The sequence below is a fragment of the Alteromonas sp. ISO5 genome, from assembly GCF_058105165.1.
This window is the reverse complement of sequence record NZ_CM176572.1, coordinates 1,240,093-1,259,769: the sequence shown is the minus strand read 5'-3', so window position 1 is coordinate 1,259,769 and position 19,677 is coordinate 1,240,093. Positions and strand designations below refer to the sequence as shown.

Sequence of the window (19,677 nt, the reverse complement as noted above, 5' to 3'; positions counted from 1 at the left end):
AACATGTGGTATTTTACCTGGATATTAGGTGTGTTGCTGGCTTGTTCATTTGGCATTATTAACGCCATGTGGTTAGAATCGACTGAGAATTTGGATCGCCCTGAAGACTCAGCAGATCAATAGTGAACGAGAGTCAGTCCCTTCCACGGTGGTTTAACGCCACCGTTACTGAGCAGGGTGTTGCGTCGCGCAGCACCTTGTTTTTATTGGTGGCAATAAAAACGACGCGGCTGTTGTGTTTAATTGCGGGTTACTGGCTGTTTGCCGCAATGATGCACGACTGGGTGGTGCTTGCAAAGCAGCCAGATATTAGTGACTGGCTTGGTCTGTCGGCTGCACTCTTACTGGCCTGGCTATTCCAGGGGGAGGCTTATCGACGCACGTTGCAGGCAAAAACCAACTTGCTCAGCGGCCTTGAAAAGCGCTTTGCCGAGCGTTTGGTGGCAGAACAAACCGCATTAGTCAGCAGCCGTTCGCCCTATTTCTGGCAATCAGTATGGACCCGACATATCAACGCGCTGGTTCAATGGCGCTATGACTATCAGGTGCAGCAATACGTAGCGGTGCTAACTCCTTTTTTTGCGCTGCTGTTTATTCTGGTGGTGAATCCGGTGGTCGGTGGCAGTTTGCTAATCACCTTACCGCTTATTCCGCTGTTTATGATTTTAGTAGGTAAGGGGGCGGCAGCACTACAACGCAAACACTTTGTTGCCCTCACCAGGCTCGGCAGCCTGTTTGTTGATCGCCTCACAGCGCTTGGGCTACTGGCCAGTTTCCGCACCCATCAAATTGAACAAAAGCTATTAAAACAGGCCAGTGACGACCTGAATGAACGCACCATGAAAGTGGTTGGCGTGGCGTTTTTGTCGAATACAGTGTTGGATTTCTTTTCGACCATTGCCGTTGCCTTAATTGCGGTGTTCATTGGTTTTAGCCTGCTGGGCGAGTTTTCGTTTGGCCCGACGCTTACGCTTCATAGTGGGTTATGGTTATTACTTACCGCGCCATTGTTGTTTTCTGAACTCAAAGCGTTGGGGCAGTTTTACCACCAAAAGGCCGAAGCTGAAGCCGCGCGCGACGCAGCCGGTGACTGGCTTGCGCCGGTGGTGGCTGTACAATTAGATGAGCCAGCCAACGAACTGACCGAACCGCAGCAATTCAGTTTACAACTGGCCAATAACATCCTCGTCAGCCAGCCACTCAATCTGCAGCCCGGCGACTGGGTAGCGGTAACCGGGCCTTCCGGCAGTGGCAAAACCCTGTTACTGGAAGCCCTGGCCGGGCAGCGGGAGGGCAACTATCGCCTGCCTTGTCGGGTGGCGATGCTCACTCAGCATCCGGTATTGTTACCGGCCACGTTGCGGGAAAATCTTAATTATCAGTACACATTTACCACCGCCAGGCTGGAGCATGTGCTTAGTGAGGTTGAGCTTAAGGCGTGGCTGGACTCGCTGCCCGCCGGGCTCGACACTCGTCTTGCTGAAGTGCCAGCTATCTCCGGAGGCCAGGCGCAGCGCCTGGCACTGGCGCGTTTATTACTGTCTGATGCACCGGTGTGGCTGCTGGATGAACCTACGGCACATCTGCCTGAGGCGCAGCATCACAGCCTGAGCCAGCTTATTTTTAACCTGGGACAGGGGCGGACCGTGTTATGGGTTTCCCATAAGGCGCTACCGGATGACTGGTTTAACCGAACCTGGTGGGTGGAAAACCGTATGGTTCAGCAAACGCGTGGGGGGCCAGTATCTTGAAAGCCTTTATTACCGTGTTACTGGCAGTCCTGCACGGCGGTGCCGGGTTGGCAATTTTAATTGTCTCTTCGTGGTTTATTGCCGCCTGCGCCGTGGCGCCGGTGAATTTTAACTATATGTTACCGGCAGTGGTTATCAGGGCTCTGGCGCTGTTACGCATTGGTAGTGGCTATGCCCACATGTGGGTAGGCCACAAACACTTACTGCAACTCACCTCACTGCTAAGAGTACAATTATTTGAACGGCTCTTTGCGGCGCAGATCCGCCAGCGCAGCGAAGAAGTAGAAGCGCTGGCCAGTCATACCGAAGCCATCGCAGCAGTTTGGGTTGGCTGGGTATCACAGCAGGCCTCTGCGGTACTTATGTTGTTAGTGAGCGCAGTAACGCTACTGGTGCTGGGTATTCCCTTTGCCGGCTGGACCATAGCGCTTGGTGTTATTTGGCTGGTGATAATGGCAACTCTTTGTATGCAAGGACTCACTCTAGCTAAATTTCAGGTATTACAGGAGCATGAATTCAGAGAGAAATCGGATGTGGTGCTCAGAAGTGTGTCAATCTGGCATTTGAAAACGGTGAAGGAACAGTTAGCCCAGTTACCCTCGGCACAAACACTATGGCAGACTGAAATCAGACAGCAGCAGCTTACCTTGCAGAGCCAGTGGGTGTTTCAGGGGCTTGCCTGGGCGTTGATGTTGATGATCATTTATCTGGCCATTCATACTCAGCTTGATGGTGAAGGCGGTAACCCACTGTTGCTGGTGGTGCCCATGCTGTTGCTCAGCGCCGGAGACTGGCTGGGGCGATCCTTTAATGGGCAGCCCGCACTGAACCGATATATGCAGGGGAAACAGGCGCTTGAGACATTACCTGTAGAGCCTCTGCAACTGACAGATGCAGTATCACTGACCCACTCACTCCAACTCACAGACTTTGGTTCAGTGAACGTTCCCGAACAAAAAGTGACTGCGGAATTTGGTGCCTGCGGTCTCTATATGGTTGGCGGTCCAAGCGGCGCAGGCAAATCCCAGTTACTGCAGGCCATCAGTGGGCTGGTTGCCAGCCATGGACAACGCCTTTGTGATGGGACTGCGCCGGGTGACGGCGTGATTGAAGGCTGGTTATATATGGAGCAACAGCCGGTGATACTGGCTGCTACGCTTAAACATAACCTGACCCTGGGCCGGGACTTTTCCGCTACGCAGCTTAATGATGTGCTGGTCAAAGTGGGCCTTGCCCAGCTTAACGACCTTGGCGAGTGGCTGGGGCCGGGGGGCCGCGTATTATCCGGCGGCGAGCGCAAGCGTTTAGGCATGGCCCGGGCAATGCTTATCGACTCACCGGTATGGCTGCTGGATGAACCCTTTGAAGGGCTCGATGGATCAGCGGTCAGTCAGTTGACTGCTTTGTTAACACGTGAAGCAGCTACTCGCCTTATCATCATTGCCAGCCACGTATATCCGGCTGAGCTGCAATGTAAAGACACGCTGATATTAAGCCCGCCTGGTTAATCCATGTAAGACAGCTAGACCCTATCACACAGCTAAACTGTATCAGGCGACCCGGATAGGGATAACATCGTCGGTGATCCCGTGCTTTAGCCGGGCCTTTAAACAATCGGCTGAGCCGGCCTCAAATTCCCGGCAGGTAGACGAGCGCTGTTCGTAAATGCTGCAACTTACCTGTTTGCCAATTTCGCCTGTCAGGGCTACACACCTGGGGGTGGGCTGATTGGTGCCCGCCATCGATACCAGATTTGGCGAAATTTTAGTGGTAAGTTCGGCCGGTACCGAACCTCCGGCAAACGGGTCGGATTCTGCCCAGTAAAACGATACCCGAAAGGTGGCGCAACAGGCTCCACAATCTATACAAGACAACATACAAAAACTGCTCCACACAATGTGCAAAACAACCAGTGATTAGCTGGGTTTGCGAGCTAACGCATAAGGATTGGAAAACGTCATTGTCAGAGCGGGCAGAGGGTTCCCGTTCTACAACGTATTTGGCGAATTATGCCATTAAAATTAAAAAATCATAAATAATATAAATATCTATTTATCAGTTGGTTAGGTTTTATTTTGGCGTAGTTATGTGCTGTTATGGACCGCACCCGGCCAGCTGGCAAAGCTTTTGCTGTATCACACTATATACCTATTTTATTTTGATACAGAGAGCCGGCAAATGAGCAAAATTCAGATCACGCCATTTTTCCATGAGCCCACGTTTACCGTGACCTACGTGGTAACTGACCGTGCCACCAGCAGCTGCGCGATTATCGATCCAGTACTCGATTACGACGCCGCAGCCGGGCAAATCTCCCATGAGTTTGCTGACAAAGTTGTCAGTTATGTTGACAAAAATGGCTTAACGCTGGAGTGGATCCTGGAAACACACGCCCATGCGGACCATCTCACTGCAGCCCCTTACATTAAAGACAAGCTGGGTGGGCTGATTGGCGTAGGCGACCATATTCGCCGGGTACAATCCACGTTTAAAGCCATTTATAACCTGGAAAGCACGTTTCCCACCGACGGCAGCCAGTTCGACCAGCTGTTTGTCGACGGAGAAGTCATCACACTTGGGCACCTTGATATTGAAGTACTGCATACGCCCGGCCACACACCGGCTTGTGTGTCTTACTACATAGAAGATGCGGTGTTTGTTGGCGATACGCTGTTTATGCCGGATTACGGCACGGCACGGGCAGATTTTCCTAACGGTAGTGCACATACTTTATACCAGTCAATCCGCAAGACTCTCGCCTTGCCGGAGGCTACCCGGATGTTCGTGGGGCATGACTATAAAAGTCCGACGCGAGATCACTTCGCCTGGGAAACCTCCGTTATTGAGCAACGCCGCAACAATATTCACGTGAGAGATGGTGTTAGCCAGGCAGACTTTGTTGCCATGCGGGAAGCCCGGGATGCCACATTGGCGGTCCCTAAACTGCTGTTTCCAGCTATTCAGGTGAATGTCAGAGCCGGTCAGATGCCGCCGGCGGAAGACAATGGCAAGTGCTATCTGAAAATCCCCCTGACGGTTAAGTCATAGCCATGTTGCTTACCCTTATCGGTGCCATCGTGATTGGCGTTAGCCTTGGCTTACTCGGTTCTGGAGGCTCTATTCTCACGGTGCCGCTATTGACCTATGTGGTTGAGCGCCCGCCTAAAGTAGCGATTGCTGAATCCCTGTTAATAGTTGGGGGCATTGCGCTGGCTGGTGTATGGCGTCAACAGCAGGCCGGTCTGGTGGCCTGGCACAAAGTGGTTAGTTTTGGTTTGCCCAGTATGGTTGGTACCTATTTGGGCGCGCAACTCTCGCAGTATTTCAGTGGCCTGGCGCAGTTAGTGTTGTTCGCCGTCATTATGTTGCTTGCCAGTCGTTTTATGCTTAAACCGATTAACGTCAGTGTCAGTAGTGAGGTGTCATTGGCAAAGCTTGTTTCGGCCGCGGTGGTGGTAGGCATGATAGCCGGTTTGGTGGGGGTTGGCGGTGGCTTTTTAATTGTGCCGGCACTGCTGGCTCTCGGTGGCGTATCCATGCGCCAGGCCGTGGGTACCAGCCTGGCGATCATTGTGATGCAATCGGCAGTGGGCTTTGGCAAATACGTTTATTTGTTCAGACAGTTAGGTGAGCTGCCCTTTGACTTTCAGCTTATTGCGCTGATGGTGATCATTGGCGCAGCCGGTTCCATTCTTGGCGCAAAACTTAGCGCGCGTTTACCTCAGCAACAGCTGAAAAAAGGCTTTGGCGTGATGTTGATTGTAATGGGGTGCTTTATCTTTCTTTCGTCGTTATATGCGCTGTACTTTGTGGAGGTGTCAGCATGAATATTCGCACAATAAATCATAACTTTAGCGTTTCGGGACCATTAACCAAGGCCGATTTTTATGCGCTCGCCCAAGCCGGCGTTACCACGCTGATTAATGGCCGCCCGGATTTTGAAGATCCCAATCAGGTGCCTGACGCCGTGTTGAGCAACTGGGCAAGGGAAGCAGGTCTGGACTATTACTTTGTACCGGTAGTTAGTGGTAACTACAGTGAGCAGGATGTCGCCGAGTTTGGTCGGATCCTGCTTAGCGCCAAAGGTCGGGTCCATGCTTTTTGCCGATCCGGTACAAGAGTATTGCATTTATGGGCCCTGGCTCGTTGGGCTCAGGGGCTTAGCCAGCACGAAATAAAGCAAGTCGGCGAGCAGGCGGGTGTTGACCTTGATGGGTTGCTTTTAGCATTTCAAGACCGTCTCGGTCAGTCGCGGAATGCCAACTAAAAAGTCAATAAAAATCAAATCGTTGCATCCTTATGGGGCAGATGTCTGATAGGCGGGATAGACGTAACATGAGATGGTGAGTCCCTCTTACAGGGATTATTGCTATGTATTGTCAACGTGTGTTTGTGTTCTTAACTACCGGTATCATTATAGTACTTGGTGGGTGTTTTTCTGCTTATCTTGAGGCTTCAGAGGTCGCTGATTTAGCGGCGCTACGAGTACAAGCTCAACAGCGCGTCGAGCAGAGTTACTCCTCTGACTGGATGGCCCATCAAAGTTCGTCGCTGAGCCGCTGGCTCATCGGTGCTCCAACGCTGGAAATCTCAGCGTTACAATCTAACCTTGCCACCGGTACCGATGAGATTGAAGTGCGACTCGGTGTGCAAATCCAGCGGCCGGATAATCTCGATCTATTTGATCAGATGGAACAGACCAGTCAGGCCATTATGGTTGCCGAGCAGCGCCAGCAAGCACTCCTGATTTCAGGACTGGTAAGGCAGCGTGTCTGGGATGCAGCCATGGCTAGTCAGCAGGTGAATGCCCTGAATGACAAGCTGGTGTGGCTAACCAGGCTGGGTGCTCAGTTAACCGAGCGATTCAACGCTGGTGAGCTATCCCGCTTAGCATATTTGCAGTGGCAACAACAGCAGCTCGATGTACAGCAGGCGTTAGTTAGCGCCAAAGCGGATTTGGCTGGGGCAATGCGAGCTTACACCGAGCTGACCGGTGCTCAAACATTACCGACCAACATTGCAGAGTCTGTCCCCTCCAATATTGATAGTGCACTCAATAGCCACCCCGAATTGAAACTCCTGAACTTGCGGAAGCAATATGCCGCGGCGGCTTATCAGTATGGCCGGCAAAGCCAGAGCAACTGGGATGTGGCGCTGGTGGTGCGGCGCTTACAGAGCGTGATGGGTGATGAAAATCAGGTAGGTATCGCGGTAGGTATCCCTTTAGCCATTGAGATGCCTGCCAACCCTCAGAATTTACAGGCATGGCAGCAAACCGATCTGTCACTTTCACAAAATCTGATGAATCTGCGGATTACGTTGCTACAACAAGTCAGCGCTAATCTGACCAGCCTGGCATCGCTGGAAGAACAAATTGCTATTGGTGAACAGCAAATAACCATAGGCGAACAAATTGTTGAGCAGTTGGAACAGCTAAAGCAGAGCAGCGAACTGGAGCAAAGCAATTGGCTGCAATCGTTGCTACAGCAGCGCGACCGCACTTATCAACTGGATCAGCTCAAACTTTCTCAGCAACAACGGGTTGCGCAAATTAATCAACTGGCAGGGCATGTGCTATGAAATCGTTTTTCTTTTTTATATTGTTGGTGCTGACAGTCTCTACTGCTGCAGCGCAAACCCAGCGGATATCCATTGAATCTTTGGGTCGCCTGTCATTGAATTTTGCAACACCGCAAATTGTGCCTTCTGTGCCGACGCCTGCGGTAAGTGGTGAAGTAAGTTACCTGCCGGGCAATGGCTATCAACTGGTGTTGCCTTTTCGGGTATTGCAGCAACAGTATCTGGTAGCGCCACAAGCTTTTGTGGCGGCTGATACGCCGTTGGTCAAACTGACCGGTAGTGAGGTTCATCATTTCTACGAAATGTTAACAGCTCAAAAAGAGATTTACCGCCAGGCAGAACAGCGTTACCAACAAAACCTGCCGTTGTTTGAGAGCAAGTCCATTAACCAGCAATCCTGGCAGGCGATTACCGATCACTACTTTACCAGCAAACTTGAGTTGGGGCATCTTGGGCATGCCGAGGAGCTGCTGCAAAAGGCGAATGATGAAGACTCTGCTTTGCTGATTTCACCCGTTGCCGGTGTGTTTATCGCCGCGGGTGAACAACTGGATACGGAAGCGTTTGTGTATGGTGAGGTGATTGAACAGAGCGCATTGCGCTTAAAAGTGCAACTGCCATCCAAGCTTGCCAATAAGATATCGGCGTTAACGGTAGGAGCCTGCCATTTGGAAGTTGCCTATCGCGAACGCCTTAACCGTGGCCTGGTCAGCCGCTTATGGAGCGCTCCCATTACCGGCAATGCCGATTGTGCCCTGAGTTTTGCTGAGGCGGTTATAGTGACACCGGTAATTGAGCAAGCGGGTCTGGCTGTTCCTGCTTCAAGCGTGTACTTCTTTGGCGGTGAGTATTACGCCCTGGCTAAAGACGGTGTTGAGTTGTTGCCAGTGGCGGTAACAGTATTGGGGCGTCACGACGGCCAGCTGCTGATTGCGGATAATGCACTGCTTAAGAATGCGCAGGTACTTACCTCTTCAGTGAGTGCAGTGCAAGGCATCTTACTGGGTCTGGGAGGCGAATAAATGATTGCCCGCTGGATCCAATTTTCTCTTAGCCAGCGCATTTTTGTGCTGGCGATGTTTACTGTTGCGCTGGCTGCCGGGGTTAATGCCTGGCTGAAGCTGCCGGTGGATGCTTTTCCGGATATTTCTCCTACTCAGGTTAACGTGATAATTAAAGCGCCGGGCATGACCGCCGAAGAAATTGAGGCGCAAATTACCCAGCCTCTGGAAACCGAATTACTGGGTATTCCGGATAAGGCCGTTCTGCGTTCGACCACCAAATATGCGATTACCTCGATTACGCTGGATTTTGTGGAAGGTACCGATATTTACTGGGCCCGCCAGCAGGTCGCGGAACGCCTGAATAACCTGTGGAGCGAATTACCGCCCACGGTAGACGGTGGTATTGCGCCAATGAGCACGCCGCTCAGTGAAATGTTTATGTTGACACTTGAAAACCCCAATTTGTCGTTAATGGAACGTAAGCATTTATTAGATTGGCAAGTCCGGCCAGCGCTTCGCACTGTTGCCGGTGTCGCAGAGGTGAATGTGTTGGGTGGATACACTAAAACGGTGCAGTTTACCCCCGATGTACAGCGGATGAGTGCCCTTGGGCTAACATTGCCTGTTGTGGCCGATGCGCTTACCCGGTCTAATATCAATGGCAGTATTGGCCGCATAGAAGTCGGCAATGACACGTTAATTGTGCGTAGCGAAGGGCGATTCACCAGGTTGGAAGACGTGGCTGAGCGGGTGGTTGCCATTAAAGACGGCGGCGCCATTCGACTCGACGATATTGGCCGCTTGTCAGTAGGAAGCCTGGCCCGCTATGGCGGGGTAACTAAAGACGGTGAGGAAACCACCGAAGCACTGATTGTTGCGCTAAAAAACAGTAATACTGCCGAGGTAGTAGAGGCCGTACAGGCAAAACTGGCGCAAATTCAGCCTGGTTTACCTAAAGGTACCGAGGTCAACGTGTTTTATAACCGCAAGAACCTGATCGATACCGCAGTGGGTACCATTACCAGTGCGCTCGGGCAGGCAATTGTGATAGTTGTGGTACTGCTGGCCGTGTTTCTTGGTCAGATTGGTGCGTCTTTTGTGGTGGCGTGTGTTATCCCGGTAGCGGTACTGATCACCTTTTATCTGATGAGTGTGACCAGTCTTACCGCGAACCTCATGAGCCTGGGCGGCCTGGTGATTGCCATTGGCATGCTGGTGGATGCTTCGGTGGTCGTGGTGGAAAATATCGTTTCACAGCTCTCCCGCGGCGTACCATTACCCCGGTTGCACGTGATCTATCGCTCTGCCAAAGCGGTTGCCATGCCGGTAATCGCCGGTACGTTGATTGTGCTGGTGGTCTTTACACCATTGCTAACCCTCACCGGGCTTGAAGGCAAATTGTTCAGTCCGGTGGCCATGACCATCATGTTTGCCATGGCCGTGGCGCTGGTAAGTGCCTTTACCATTATTCCGGTGCTGGCGTCATTCTTTGTGAGTAAGGCGCCGCAGCAATTGCCCGGTTATTTGCAGGCTTTACAAAACGGCTTTGAAAGCGCGTTGCGCAAGGCTATTCGCGTGCCGAAAACCCTGTTTATTGCGATGGCGATAACGCTTGCCCTCACCGTGTTGGCCTTTATGCAGCTAGGTAAAACCTTTATGCCAACGCTGGATGAAGGCGACCTGATTGTGCAACTGGAAAAATCGCCGACGCTTTCGTTGACAGCCTCTTTAGCGCTGGATAAGCAAATTGAAGAGGTATTACTCGCCGAAGTTCCCGAGATTAAGCAGATTGTCGCGCGAACCGGCTCGGATGAGCTGGGTTTGGATCCCATGAGCCTCAATGAAACTGATATTTTTATGCAGCTTACACCAACCGATGAATGGCGGTTCGACACCAAGGCCGAACTGGCCAACGCTATTCGTGAGGTATTAAAGGGCTTCCCCGGTATTAACTATGGCTTTACCCAACCTATTCAAATGCGGGTATCTGAGATGCTTACCGGCAGTACCGGCATGGTAAGTATCAAAATTTTTGGCGATGACATTACCCGCCTTACCGATGTAGCCAGTGAGGTCGCGACGGTAACACAAAGCGTGCAGGGCGCGGTGGATGTAAACAAAACGCTGATGGAAGGCGGCGACTATTTGCGAATTAAGCCTAAAATGGATATCGCCCTGAGGTTTGATATGTCGCTCACTGAGCTGTCTGACTATTTACAAATGCAGGTGAACGGCGTGCAGGTGACTGACATCATCAACGGCCGCATTGTTACGCCGCTGATGTTTTCTAATCAGCGCGAGGGCATTGCAGCAATAGGCAGTGACATTGAGTTGGCCAATCTGCCAATACAATTGCCCGATGGCACTTTACTGGCATTATCGCAGGTTGCGGAGCTTGAGCGTATAGAAGGGCCGGCGGTGATTGAACGGGAAGATGCCTTACGTTATGTCATGGTCAGTACCAACGTGGAAAATCGCGACTTGGCATCCTTTGTTGAAGAAGTGGCGGCCAAGGTGAATAGCAGCGTGTCTTTACCCACCGGCTATACGGTAAGTTATGGCGGCGAATTTGAAAATCAGATCCGCGCAACCAATAACCTGTTGACCATCATTCCGCTGGTACTGGGTGTTATTCTGATTATTTTATTCACCCAGCTTAAAGAGCTTAAACTGGCACTGCTGATCCTGGCCAATATCCCGTTTGCATTGGTGGGAGGTGTGTTTGCGTTGTGGTTTACCGGTGAGTATCTGTCGGTACCGGCTTCAGTAGGATTTATTGCGCTACTTGGCGTGGCGGTACTCAATGGGGTAGTGATGCTGTCGCACTTTCAGCAGTTGGCTAAGCTGGCCGGCGACTTTAAAGAGCATATTATCCAAGGGGCGAAAGACCGGTTGCGGCCTATCCTTATGACGGCTACAACGGCTATTTTCGGTTTGATGCCACTGGCTTTTGCTACCGGTCCGGGCTCTGAAATACAAAAGCCATTAGCCATTGTGGTGATTGGCGGCCTGTTGTCCTCTACCCTGGTAACACTCATCATTCTGCCAATTCTGTATTTCACTCTGGAGCGCAAACATCATGACTGAACAATGCATTTTTAGCTGCTTTGTGGATCCTGAGACAGTCGATAATGTAGTGGACTGCTTGTTGTGCCAGCCCTACGTAAGTGGTTTCTCCATGCATCGTATTGAAGGCTACAGCAAGGAACATGCGAATTATTCCGTGGGCGAGCAGGTCGCTGGTCATCGGTCGGTATGCCGCATTGATATTCGCCTGCAGCATAAAGAGCTGGCGCATTTAACGGCTGCCCTTGCGGCATTATCGCTCCAGCATCGCATTCGCTACTGGGTTACGCCGGTTATTGATAGCGGTATTATTTAATCGCCGGTGGACTTAAGGTTTTCTTAAGAAACCTCAGGTAGCTTATTGTGAAAACAATAACATGTGGTGCATTGTGAACGTTTCTTTTGTCATCCCTGCAAAGAATGAGCAGGGCAATATCCGGCCGCTGGTAACGGAGATTATCCAACATACACCCAAAGAGGTAGCGTTTGAAATTATCTACGTTGACGACGGCAGCACAGATGACACGCTCCGTGAAATACTGAAACTTGCCAGTGAATTATCCGCTCGTTTGCGTGTTGTGCAGCATGAAAAATCCATGGGGCAGTCTACGGCAATCATGACCGGCGTTCGTTACGCGTGTAATGAGTGGATTATCACTCTGGATGCTGATGGGCAGAATGACCCATCCGACATTCCCCGCTTTATTGAGCTTGCCGCAAGCCAGCCCATAGGGGCAGATTTTTGTATAGCTGGCTATCGGAAAAATCGCAAGGATACTGCCTGGAAGCGTTTTCAGTCGCGCATTGCCAACCGGATACGCCAGCGTTTACTAAATGATGAAACCCCCGATACCGGCTGTGGTTTAAAACTGATCCCCCGCAGTACATTTTTATCATTGCCGTACTTTGATCATATGCATCGTTTTCTGCCGGCCCTGATCAAGCGGTTGGATGGGAGAGTGTTGGTGGTGGAAGTCAATCATCGAGACCGCCACTGCGGCACTTCCAATTACACAATGTTGAGTCGACTTGGCGTGGGGATTGTGGATTTATTTGGTGTTATATGGTTACTTAGGCGGGCCAAATGCCCACACCCTCAGGAAGTGACTAATTCATGAGTAAAGCCACCCATAAAAGCCGCCTGAAAATGACTCTGCAGATGCTGTTAAAACCGTTACTGGCCTGCGCAGTCATAGCCGTTATTTATAAAATGGCGAGTCTCGGCAAATATGCCGATCCGGTTGCGATTGAACAGTGGTTAACCGCACAAGGCTTGCTTGGCTGGCCGTTACTGGTATTCGCCGGAGTACTGCTGATGCTGGTGGGTTTTCCGCGTCAAATTGTTGCATTTATTGGTGGCGGCCTGCTGGGTGTTACCGCAGGGACTTTACTTTCTACTGCTATGGCAGCAATTGCCTGCGCTACTACCTTCCTGACTGCCCGTTATTTTTTGCAGAGCTGGGTGAAGCGTCGTTTTCCCGGCGTGATAGCCAAACTACATCCATTGTTGGCAGGTAAACCGTACACCGCGACACTGGCAATTCGACTACTTCCTGTTGGCAGTAACGCGATCACCAACATTGTCGCCGGTGCCAGTACCATTCGTGGCAGGGCTTTTGTGAGTGCATCTGCTGTGGGGTACGTGCCGCAAATGCTGACCTTCGCGCTAATGGGGCAGGGGATGGAGCAGATGTCATCGTGGCAGATAAGCGTTAGCCTCAGCTTGCTGGTTTGCTCGGCGTTGTTAGGCGTACACCTTTACCGCTGGTATCAGCAACAACCTGCTAACTCTGTTTCAGTGCGTTAGTTAGCCATGCTCATGCTGCCATCTTTCAGTTGTTATCGACGTTCAGATCTTGTGTGGCTGGGCTTATTTACCTTTATTTTTCTGGCTTTAGGTATAGGCTTACGCGCCCCCTGGCCCGCCGATGAACCCCGCTTTGCATTAATTGCCAAAGACATGGTGGAAACTGGCCAGTGGCTGTTTCCAATGCGTGGTAACGAGCTTTATCCGGATAAACCACCATTGTTTATGTGGTCTATCGCGGTTTTTTATGCCCTTACCGGCTCCTTGCATATCGCTTTTCTGCTGCCATCGGCCATAGCCGGGACGGTAACCGTGCTGGCGGTATTTGATATTTGCCGCCGTTTATGGGGTGAGAGGGAAGCCTGGTGGGCTGCCGGATTACTGCTGGGAAGTGTACAGTTTGTCTTGCAGGCGAAAAGTGCACAAATCGACGCGAGCGTGTGTCTGTGGGTTACCCTGGGCTGCTATGGTTTACTTCGGGCAACGCTTTGCGAAGAAGGGCATATTACCTGGTGGCTGGCAGGATGTATGGCCATGGGATTAGGTATCATGACTAAAGGGGTTGGTTTTCTACCCCTGTTGATGCTGTTGCCCTACGGTATCACTTTGTGGCGTCAGACCGCGGTGCAAACCTTGCCTAACCGCTATCACTGGGGGTGGTGGGCAACCGGTGTGCTGACCATGCTGATGACATTGCTGCTGTGGCTACTGCCAATGCTGCTGGCTGTGGATGGCAGATTAGACCCCGCTTATAGTGCTTATCGGGATAATATCCTGATGAAACAAACCGTCACCCGTTATGCCAACTCCTGGCATCACATCAAGCCATTCTGGTACTTTTGGGTAAACGTTATGCCGTGGGCGTGGTTGCCGCTGGTAGTGTTACTTCCCTGGCAGTGGCCGCACTGGCGCAGCGCCTGGAAGAAAAATGACGCGCGGATCCTGATGCCGCTTGGTTTTGTGTTGCTGGTGCTGGTGTTTTTCAGCATGAGTCCGGGCAAGCGTGGTGTGTATATTCTGCCAGCGCTACCGATGCTGGCGCTGGCCATGGCGCCTGCCATGCCTCATATCGCGCACCGGAAGTGGCTATCCCGCATCCTCTGGGCCCTGCCTGTGCTGATTGGCAGTAGCTTGTTTGTTTTGGGATTACTTGGTTTGGCGGATACCGGACCTGTTGCCAAACTCAATCAACGTTATGAAGTGGATGGAAGCGGGATGTTTTTGACCACCGGATTAGCGGTACTGATTGCTTTGTTAGTGGTGCGCCGCAGAGCTGGCTGGCAGGCATGGGGAATCAGCATGCTGTTGGTATGGTGTAGCTATAGTGTTGGATTTGCCAGCTTACTTAATCCGATTCGTACGCCGGCCTCAGTATGGCAGGGTATCGACACCAGCGTGCCTTCCAATAGCGAAATTGCCCTGTTAGATACCGGTGAACAGTTTATGTTGTTTGCTCGCCGGCCAATTGTACATTTTGGTTACCATACGCCGCCCGAGGCCGAAATGTTTGCCGCATGGCAATGGTTAAAGGCAAACCCGGCGAGTTATTTGTTGCTCCCTGCCAGCCGCGAGTCTGTCTGTGTGGACCTAACCAAAGGGCACTTTGTTGGACGGGCACACCGGGAAGAGTGGATGCTACTGGGGGCTGACGGACTAAGTGCGGACTGCCCCGAAACTGACATCAAAGCGACGACGTATCGATATGAGCCGATAAACCCGTTGATCAGGTAGTCGAATAGTGGCTATGCTAATAGCTCATTATGTTTCAATCTGCTACAGAGTTGTCTATATGACCGAACATGGCCACGGGCAGGGTCACCATCATCACTCTCATGATCATCATGGTCATCACCACCATCATGATATCGCTGAAGACCGAATAAGCTGGGCTTTCTGGCTCAATTTTAGTTTTACCATCATCGAGTTTATTGGTGGCTGGTTAACCAACAGTGTGGCCATTATGGCCGATGCGGTGCATGATTTGGGTGACTCACTGGCGATTGGTCTTGCCTGGTATCTCAGTAAAATCGGTAAACGTGACGCGACCGAACAGTATTCATACGGATTCAAGCGCCTTAGCTTGCTGGGGGCATTGATTAATGGGGTGATCCTGGTTGTCGGTTCGGTATGGGTGTTAACTGAAGCCATTCCTCGTTTGTGGTCACCGGAAATGCCGGTGACCGAGGGGATGATTGTGTTGGCAATATTAGGCATCGCGGCAAATGGCTTCGCAGCCTACAAGCTGCATGGTGGAGAAACTTTAAATGAGAAGGTCCTTAACTGGCATTTAATGGAAGACTTACTTGGCTGGGTGGCGGTGTTGATAGTCGCTATTGTGCTGCAGTTTGTTGACTGGCCGGTACTGGACCCATTGTTGTCGGTGGTTTTTACCCTTTTTATTCTGTTTAATGTGGTGAAGCATGTTATTCACACGGTAAAGCTATTTCTACAGGTTAACCCTGATAGTGACAAGCGAGCCGCAATTTTAGCGTCATTAGAGAAAATCGAACACGTAGGAGCTTTGCACCACGTCCACTTTTGGTCATTGGATGGGGCCAGTCACGTGCTTACCGCACATCTTGAACTGAACAAGCGCCTCGATGTGGCCGCCATTATCGATGTAAAAGCTCAGGTCGCCAAAGCGCTTGAACCATTTAACCTGGACCATACTACGATAGAATTTGAAATGCCGGGAGAACATTGCAGGGATAATACTCACAAGTAGTGAGGCAGTATGGTCCGGGAACGTGACCGGGCCAAATAAATGCTCCCGGCCACAGGGCACTCACTCAGGCGCCTGGACAGGCGACAGGCGTTTCTACCCGGGTAAAGCGAATATCTGACAGTTTAAACTCGGTGACATCACTGGCAGAGAGTGCCATGGGTACGTATATCTCGCGCAGATTCATGCCTTTATCAACAAAGCAACTAAGTGGAATGGCAACACTTTGCCAGCCACTGCCAGAAGACATAAAGTCATCCAAAGCCAGCTCCGCTTCGCAGTCGTCCCCGCATGACATGGAAACTGTTATGCCTGCTGATGCAGAGCGCTGCACATCGAAGGCAAGCACCCCCCCCGGAACTGCGAAATCGAGCAGATCTGCCGGGAAAGGGGAGAAAAAGCGGATGCTGTCTTCACGGCTGCCGAATTCAATCTGCAGGGTATCTTCCTGTACATGGCGGTCGGCAGTACGGATGCTAAGGGTATTAACATTCAGTACGTTACTGTTCATTGTGCCTTGTTCGCCGGCACTTGTGGCGATCAGTGACCAGGGCTGTTGTACGCTCTGCTGAAAGATCACCGTATCAGCGGCTGCATTGGCCGCACTATTCACTGACTCATCGAGTTGCGGAAGGTCTGTGTTTTCAGCGTAGGTGAGGCCATAGTCGTAGGCGAATAGCGGTTGTTTGCCATCACCCTTATTAACCGGATTCTGGAAAGGATCGGCCGGCCACGAGAACGATAATTTACCGTGCATAGGGTAGTTAACTGAGCCATCTGGTTTACTAAACAGTACATCGGCTACACCGCCACCTTCTGAACCGGGTAACCAGGCAACAACAAAGGCATCTGAGGCGTTAAGCTCAGGTGTGACCCACAACGGGCGACCGGTAATGAATACTGAAACCACCGGGATACCCTGCGCTTTGAGGGATTTCAGCAGTGCCAGGTCCTGCTTATTACCACGCTGATATTCCACGTTGGCAATATCACCGTTACCTTCTGCATAAGGTGTTTCGCCAAATACCACTACCGCCACATCGGGCTTTTCTGTGTAACTGCCATCAATGCTTAATTCAACCTGACCGCCTGCCGATTCAACGGTTTGCTTAATGCCGGTGAAAATAGAAGTGGCCCCCGGGAAGTCACTATTTTCATTACCGGTGCCCTGCCAGGTAATCGTCCAGCCACCGGATTGCTTGCCAATATTGTGCGCGCCATCACCGGCCACCAGTACCCGGCTAGTCGGCGCTAGCGGTAACAGTTGATGGTTATTTTTAAGCATAACCAGTGATTTACGCACGGCTTGACGGGCGACTTCGCGGTGTGCATCGGCACCAATAACCGACATGTCGCCAGACAGACTACGATTAGCCGGCGAGGGCAGGTCGAACAGACCTACACGTAATTTTACCCGCAGAACCCGACTGACGGCGTCATTAAGGCGTGACATGGGAATTTCGCCACTGTTGACCTGGGCAATCAGGTTTTCCATTAACGGTTTCCAGGTTGGGGTCGGCGCCATATAAACATCCAGGCCAGCCAATAATGCCTGTGGGCAGTTATCATTGGTGCAGCCCGGGATCTGACCGTGGCCATTCCAGTCACCTACCACAAAGCCATCGAAGCCCATTTTATTTTTCAGGACGTCAGTAAGTAAGTATTTGCTACCATGTATTTTTTCGCCGTGCCAGCTATTGAAAGACGCCATAACGGATTGGGAACCGGCATTTAAACCGTCAACATAGCCTTGTGCATGGATGTCGAATAGCTCTCTTTCGCTGGCCAGGTTGTTACCCTGATCGTCACCTTTATCGGTGCCGCCATCGCCAACAAAATGTTTAACAGTGGAAATGACGTGCTGGTCATCGATATTGCCATCACTGATATCACCTTGCAGGCCAGTAACGATTGCGCGCGCATACTCACCGACAATCGCGGGATCTTCGGAGTAACTTTCGTAGGTGCGACCCCAGCGGTCATCACGTACAACCGCTACAGTCGGAGCAAAAATCCAGTCTATACCTGTGGCACGCACTTCTTTAGCCGTAGCGGTGGCTATTTCTTCAATTAACGCTTGATCCCGCATGGCACCCAGACCAATGTTGTGAGGAAATAGTGTGGCACCAATGACGTTATTGTGCCCGTGCACCGCATCCGTGCCCCACATGGTTGGGATGCGACTGCCGTCGAGAGAGTCATCGACTGATGCCTGGTACATGGCTTCGGCAAGCTCAATCCATTCCTGAGGGGTGGCTTGTTTGTTTGCCCCCGGAAAAGAACCACCACCGTTGAGGTAGGAGCCGAACCCATAGCGCCGCATGTCTTCCACCGTTACGTCGCGGATTTCCGGCTGGATAAGCTGTGCGACTTTTTGCTCCACAGTCATATCGGCCAGTAGCGCTTCGACCTTCGCTTCAACGGCTTGCTTATTAGTGATTGGCGATTGAATTTGCGGCCAGTAATCCGGAACAGATACGGTATTGGTAGGCTGGCTGTCAGTTTCTGATGTGCTGCAAGCGGTTAAAGCTGCAACCCCGATGGCCGCCGCCGCTGACAAAGTAAATGATTTCATTATTATTCTCCGGATTTTAACCCCTGCGAATGCCAAAGCACTGCGAAACCAATGAACGAATGTTAATAATTTGTTGTGAGAGTATAAGTATTAATTCTGCAAATGCAAGCGCTTACATTTCGGCGTGGGGAAATTGCTGGAAAAATGGTTTCTATGAATAGCAAAGCCGGTTGAAAAGCCACTAATTCCAAAAAAAGTGGCTTAAATTTGGATGGGCGCCCCTGGTTAACTTTAGTACAGAACAATTTAAAGTGTCTATATGAAAGCGTTTACATTTTCTGTCGATCGCACTTGAAGGCGATTTGCGAGCTATGACAGTGAAGACAAGAACAGTTGCCCGGAGGCGTGCTTTTCATTATATGACTTTTGGCACATGCGATGTAGTGGTCTGCGCTTTATTCTTGTTGATAACAGGAACCTTTTAAGGCAGACACCTTTATGACATCACGGAAACTGACATACTCAATACTGATACTGGCGGTTTTTTATTCCGCTACGCATATGTCGTCATGGATACCGCCACAATACCGGCCGGACTATGGGATTTCATACATCGTCTGGATTATCACCATTGCTGCATGCTGGCCGCTGTTGGGTAAACGTTTGTTATCGATTATCGGACTGTCTTCTTCCTTCCGGGATGGGGCTACATGGGCAGTCATTTTTGTCTCACCGATGATGATCGGTTTTGCTATCACCGGAGAGGCTCAGTTTTTACCGGATGTATTGATTACGAAAGCGCTATTGCCAGGGTTCTTTGAAGAGTTAATGTTTCGGGGTTTCCTGGTGGGCATGCTGGTAGCTGTTGCTGGTTGGCGATTGCTCCCTGCAGCACTGGTTAATGCTGTGCTGTTTGGAATAGGACACTGGTTTCAGGGCGCGACGCCAGTTGAGGCCATGATGGCTAGCCTGTTTACCGGTATCGGTGGCTTGTGGTTTGCCTGGTTGTTTGTTGCCTGGCGACACAACCTCTGGCTGGTGGCTACGCTGCACATAATGATGAACACCTGTTGGGTGATCTGGCAGGTGGACACCACGGCTATCGGCAGTCAATACGCCAATACATTGCGTCTGAGCACAATAATTTTGAGTATTGTAGTAACCGTTTTCCTGCAACGAAGGCGTTCTTCTGCAGTCAATTAAAATGTAAATAACTTGTATAAAAAATGAAA

At 51.1% G+C, this 19,677-nt stretch carries 17 protein-coding genes; 15 read left to right on the top strand and 2 right to left on the bottom strand.

Annotated elements, in window-relative coordinates:
• Window positions 1-3: 3 nt before the first annotated feature.
• From cydX to AC2T0J_RS05685, 3 genes are read left to right on the top strand one after another with little or no spacing between them, the layout of a single operon-like run.
• Window positions 4-123 carry a cytochrome bd-I oxidase subunit CydX gene (gene cydX, locus AC2T0J_RS05695; RefSeq protein WP_489809183.1) on the top strand — a complete coding sequence of 40 codons (120 nt, stop codon included), beginning with the start codon at window positions 4-6 and terminating at the stop codon, window positions 121-123.
• Window positions 123-1,751, top strand: a complete 1,629-nt coding sequence (locus AC2T0J_RS05690; protein ID WP_489809182.1) for an ATP-binding cassette domain-containing protein — start codon at window positions 123-125, stop codon at window positions 1,749-1,751. The genes cydX and AC2T0J_RS05690 overlap by 1 nt, the downstream gene beginning before the upstream one ends.
• Window positions 1,748-3,259: an ATP-binding cassette domain-containing protein gene (locus AC2T0J_RS05685; protein ID WP_489809181.1), complete on the top strand. Its 1,512-nt coding sequence runs from the start codon at window positions 1,748-1,750 to the stop codon at window positions 3,257-3,259. The genes AC2T0J_RS05690 and AC2T0J_RS05685 overlap by 4 nt, the downstream gene beginning before the upstream one ends.
• Before the next feature lie 42 nt (window positions 3,260-3,301).
• Here the strand turns inward: AC2T0J_RS05685 and AC2T0J_RS05680 are convergent, their stop codons facing one another.
• Window positions 3,302-3,628 carry a YkgJ family cysteine cluster protein gene (locus AC2T0J_RS05680; RefSeq protein ID WP_489809180.1) on the bottom strand — a complete coding sequence of 109 codons (327 nt, stop codon included), beginning with the start codon at window positions 3,626-3,628 and terminating at the stop codon, window positions 3,302-3,304.
• A gap of 301 nt (window positions 3,629-3,929) precedes the next feature.
• Between AC2T0J_RS05680 and AC2T0J_RS05675 the strand changes: the two genes are divergently transcribed.
• The 11 genes from AC2T0J_RS05675 (at window position 3,930) to AC2T0J_RS05625 (ending at window position 15,933) form a co-directional block, all read left to right on the top strand.
• Window positions 3,930-4,799 carry an MBL fold metallo-hydrolase gene (locus tag AC2T0J_RS05675; protein ID WP_489809179.1) on the top strand — a complete coding sequence of 290 codons (870 nt, stop codon included), beginning with the start codon at window positions 3,930-3,932 and terminating at the stop codon, window positions 4,797-4,799.
• 2 nt (window positions 4,800-4,801) lie between these two features.
• On the top strand, window positions 4,802-5,578 hold the full coding sequence (locus AC2T0J_RS05670) for a sulfite exporter TauE/SafE family protein (protein ID WP_489809178.1): 777 nt from the start codon (window positions 4,802-4,804) through the stop codon (window positions 5,576-5,578).
• Window positions 5,575-6,018, top strand: coding sequence for a protein tyrosine phosphatase family protein (locus AC2T0J_RS05665; RefSeq protein WP_489809177.1), 444 nt, complete (start codon window positions 5,575-5,577; stop codon window positions 6,016-6,018). Before AC2T0J_RS05670 ends, AC2T0J_RS05665 begins: the two co-directional genes overlap by 4 nt.
• A 104-nt stretch (window positions 6,019-6,122) precedes the next feature.
• Window positions 6,123-7,331 (top strand): TolC family protein, encoded by a 1,209-nt coding sequence (locus AC2T0J_RS05660; RefSeq protein WP_489809176.1) that lies wholly within the window; start codon window positions 6,123-6,125, stop codon window positions 7,329-7,331.
• The gene (locus AC2T0J_RS05655) at window positions 7,328-8,353 is read left to right on the top strand and encodes an efflux RND transporter periplasmic adaptor subunit (protein WP_489809175.1); all 1,026 of its coding nucleotides are present in this window, start codon (window positions 7,328-7,330) and stop codon (window positions 8,351-8,353) included. Before AC2T0J_RS05660 ends, AC2T0J_RS05655 begins: the two co-directional genes overlap by 4 nt.
• Entirely contained in the window at window positions 8,354-11,422 is a 3,069-nt protein-coding gene (locus tag AC2T0J_RS05650) for an efflux RND transporter permease subunit (RefSeq protein ID WP_489809174.1), read from the top strand.
• Entirely contained in the window at window positions 11,415-11,717 is a 303-nt protein-coding gene (locus tag AC2T0J_RS05645; protein WP_489809173.1) for a DUF3240 family protein, read from the top strand. Before AC2T0J_RS05650 ends, AC2T0J_RS05645 begins: the two co-directional genes overlap by 8 nt.
• Before the next feature lie 73 nt (window positions 11,718-11,790).
• Complete coding sequence (locus tag AC2T0J_RS05640) at window positions 11,791-12,519, top strand: glycosyltransferase family 2 protein (protein WP_489809172.1); 729 nt, start codon at window positions 11,791-11,793, stop codon at window positions 12,517-12,519.
• Window positions 12,516-13,208, top strand: coding sequence for a TVP38/TMEM64 family protein (locus AC2T0J_RS05635; protein ID WP_489809171.1), 693 nt, complete (start codon window positions 12,516-12,518; stop codon window positions 13,206-13,208). Before AC2T0J_RS05640 ends, AC2T0J_RS05635 begins: the two co-directional genes overlap by 4 nt.
• Before the next feature lie 12 nt (window positions 13,209-13,220).
• Window positions 13,221-14,939, top strand: a complete 1,719-nt coding sequence (locus tag AC2T0J_RS05630) for an ArnT family glycosyltransferase (RefSeq protein ID WP_489809170.1) — start codon at window positions 13,221-13,223, stop codon at window positions 14,937-14,939.
• 58 nt (window positions 14,940-14,997) lie between these two features.
• The gene (locus AC2T0J_RS05625) at window positions 14,998-15,933 is read left to right on the top strand and encodes a cation diffusion facilitator family transporter (RefSeq protein ID WP_489809169.1); all 936 of its coding nucleotides are present in this window, start codon (window positions 14,998-15,000) and stop codon (window positions 15,931-15,933) included.
• A gap of 64 nt (window positions 15,934-15,997) precedes the next feature.
• Here AC2T0J_RS05625 and AC2T0J_RS05620 read toward each other — a convergent pair whose 3' ends face one another.
• Window positions 15,998-18,505, bottom strand: coding sequence for a glycoside hydrolase family 3 protein (locus AC2T0J_RS05620; RefSeq protein ID WP_489809168.1), 2,508 nt, complete (start codon window positions 18,503-18,505; stop codon window positions 15,998-16,000).
• Between the two features lie 438 nt (window positions 18,506-18,943).
• Here AC2T0J_RS05620 and AC2T0J_RS05615 point away from each other — a divergent pair, with 438 nt between their 5' ends.
• Entirely contained in the window at window positions 18,944-19,648 is a 705-nt protein-coding gene (locus AC2T0J_RS05615) for a CPBP family intramembrane glutamic endopeptidase (RefSeq protein ID WP_489809167.1), read from the top strand.
• Window positions 19,649-19,677: the final 29 nt, after the last annotated feature.

Bases quoted from the DNA above. Each gene is read 5' to 3' on its own strand.
- cydX (WP_489809183.1), top strand. From the start codon at position 4: ATGTGGTATTTTACCTGGATATTAGGTGTGTTGCTGGCTTGTTCATTT.
- AC2T0J_RS05615 (WP_489809167.1), top strand. From the start codon at position 18,944: ATGACATCACGGAAACTGACATACTCAATACTGATACTGGCGGTTTTT.
- AC2T0J_RS05620 (WP_489809168.1), bottom strand. From the start codon at position 18,505: ATGAAATCATTTACTTTGTCAGCGGCGGCGGCCATCGGGGTTGCAGCT.
- AC2T0J_RS05630 (WP_489809170.1), top strand. From the start codon at position 13,221: ATGCTGCCATCTTTCAGTTGTTATCGACGTTCAGATCTTGTGTGGCTG.
- AC2T0J_RS05660 (WP_489809176.1), top strand. From the start codon at position 6,123: ATGTATTGTCAACGTGTGTTTGTGTTCTTAACTACCGGTATCATTATA.
- AC2T0J_RS05645 (WP_489809173.1), top strand. From the start codon at position 11,415: ATGACTGAACAATGCATTTTTAGCTGCTTTGTGGATCCTGAGACAGTC.
- AC2T0J_RS05665 (WP_489809177.1), top strand. From the start codon at position 5,575: ATGAATATTCGCACAATAAATCATAACTTTAGCGTTTCGGGACCATTA.
- AC2T0J_RS05650 (WP_489809174.1), top strand. From the start codon at position 8,354: ATGATTGCCCGCTGGATCCAATTTTCTCTTAGCCAGCGCATTTTTGTG.
- AC2T0J_RS05680 (WP_489809180.1), bottom strand. From the start codon at position 3,628: ATGTTGTCTTGTATAGATTGTGGAGCCTGTTGCGCCACCTTTCGGGTA.
- AC2T0J_RS05655 (WP_489809175.1), top strand. From the start codon at position 7,328: ATGAAATCGTTTTTCTTTTTTATATTGTTGGTGCTGACAGTCTCTACT.
- AC2T0J_RS05625 (WP_489809169.1), top strand. From the start codon at position 14,998: ATGACCGAACATGGCCACGGGCAGGGTCACCATCATCACTCTCATGAT.
- AC2T0J_RS05635 (WP_489809171.1), top strand. From the start codon at position 12,516: ATGAGTAAAGCCACCCATAAAAGCCGCCTGAAAATGACTCTGCAGATG.
- AC2T0J_RS05675 (WP_489809179.1), top strand. From the start codon at position 3,930: ATGAGCAAAATTCAGATCACGCCATTTTTCCATGAGCCCACGTTTACC.
- AC2T0J_RS05670 (WP_489809178.1), top strand. From the start codon at position 4,802: ATGTTGCTTACCCTTATCGGTGCCATCGTGATTGGCGTTAGCCTTGGC.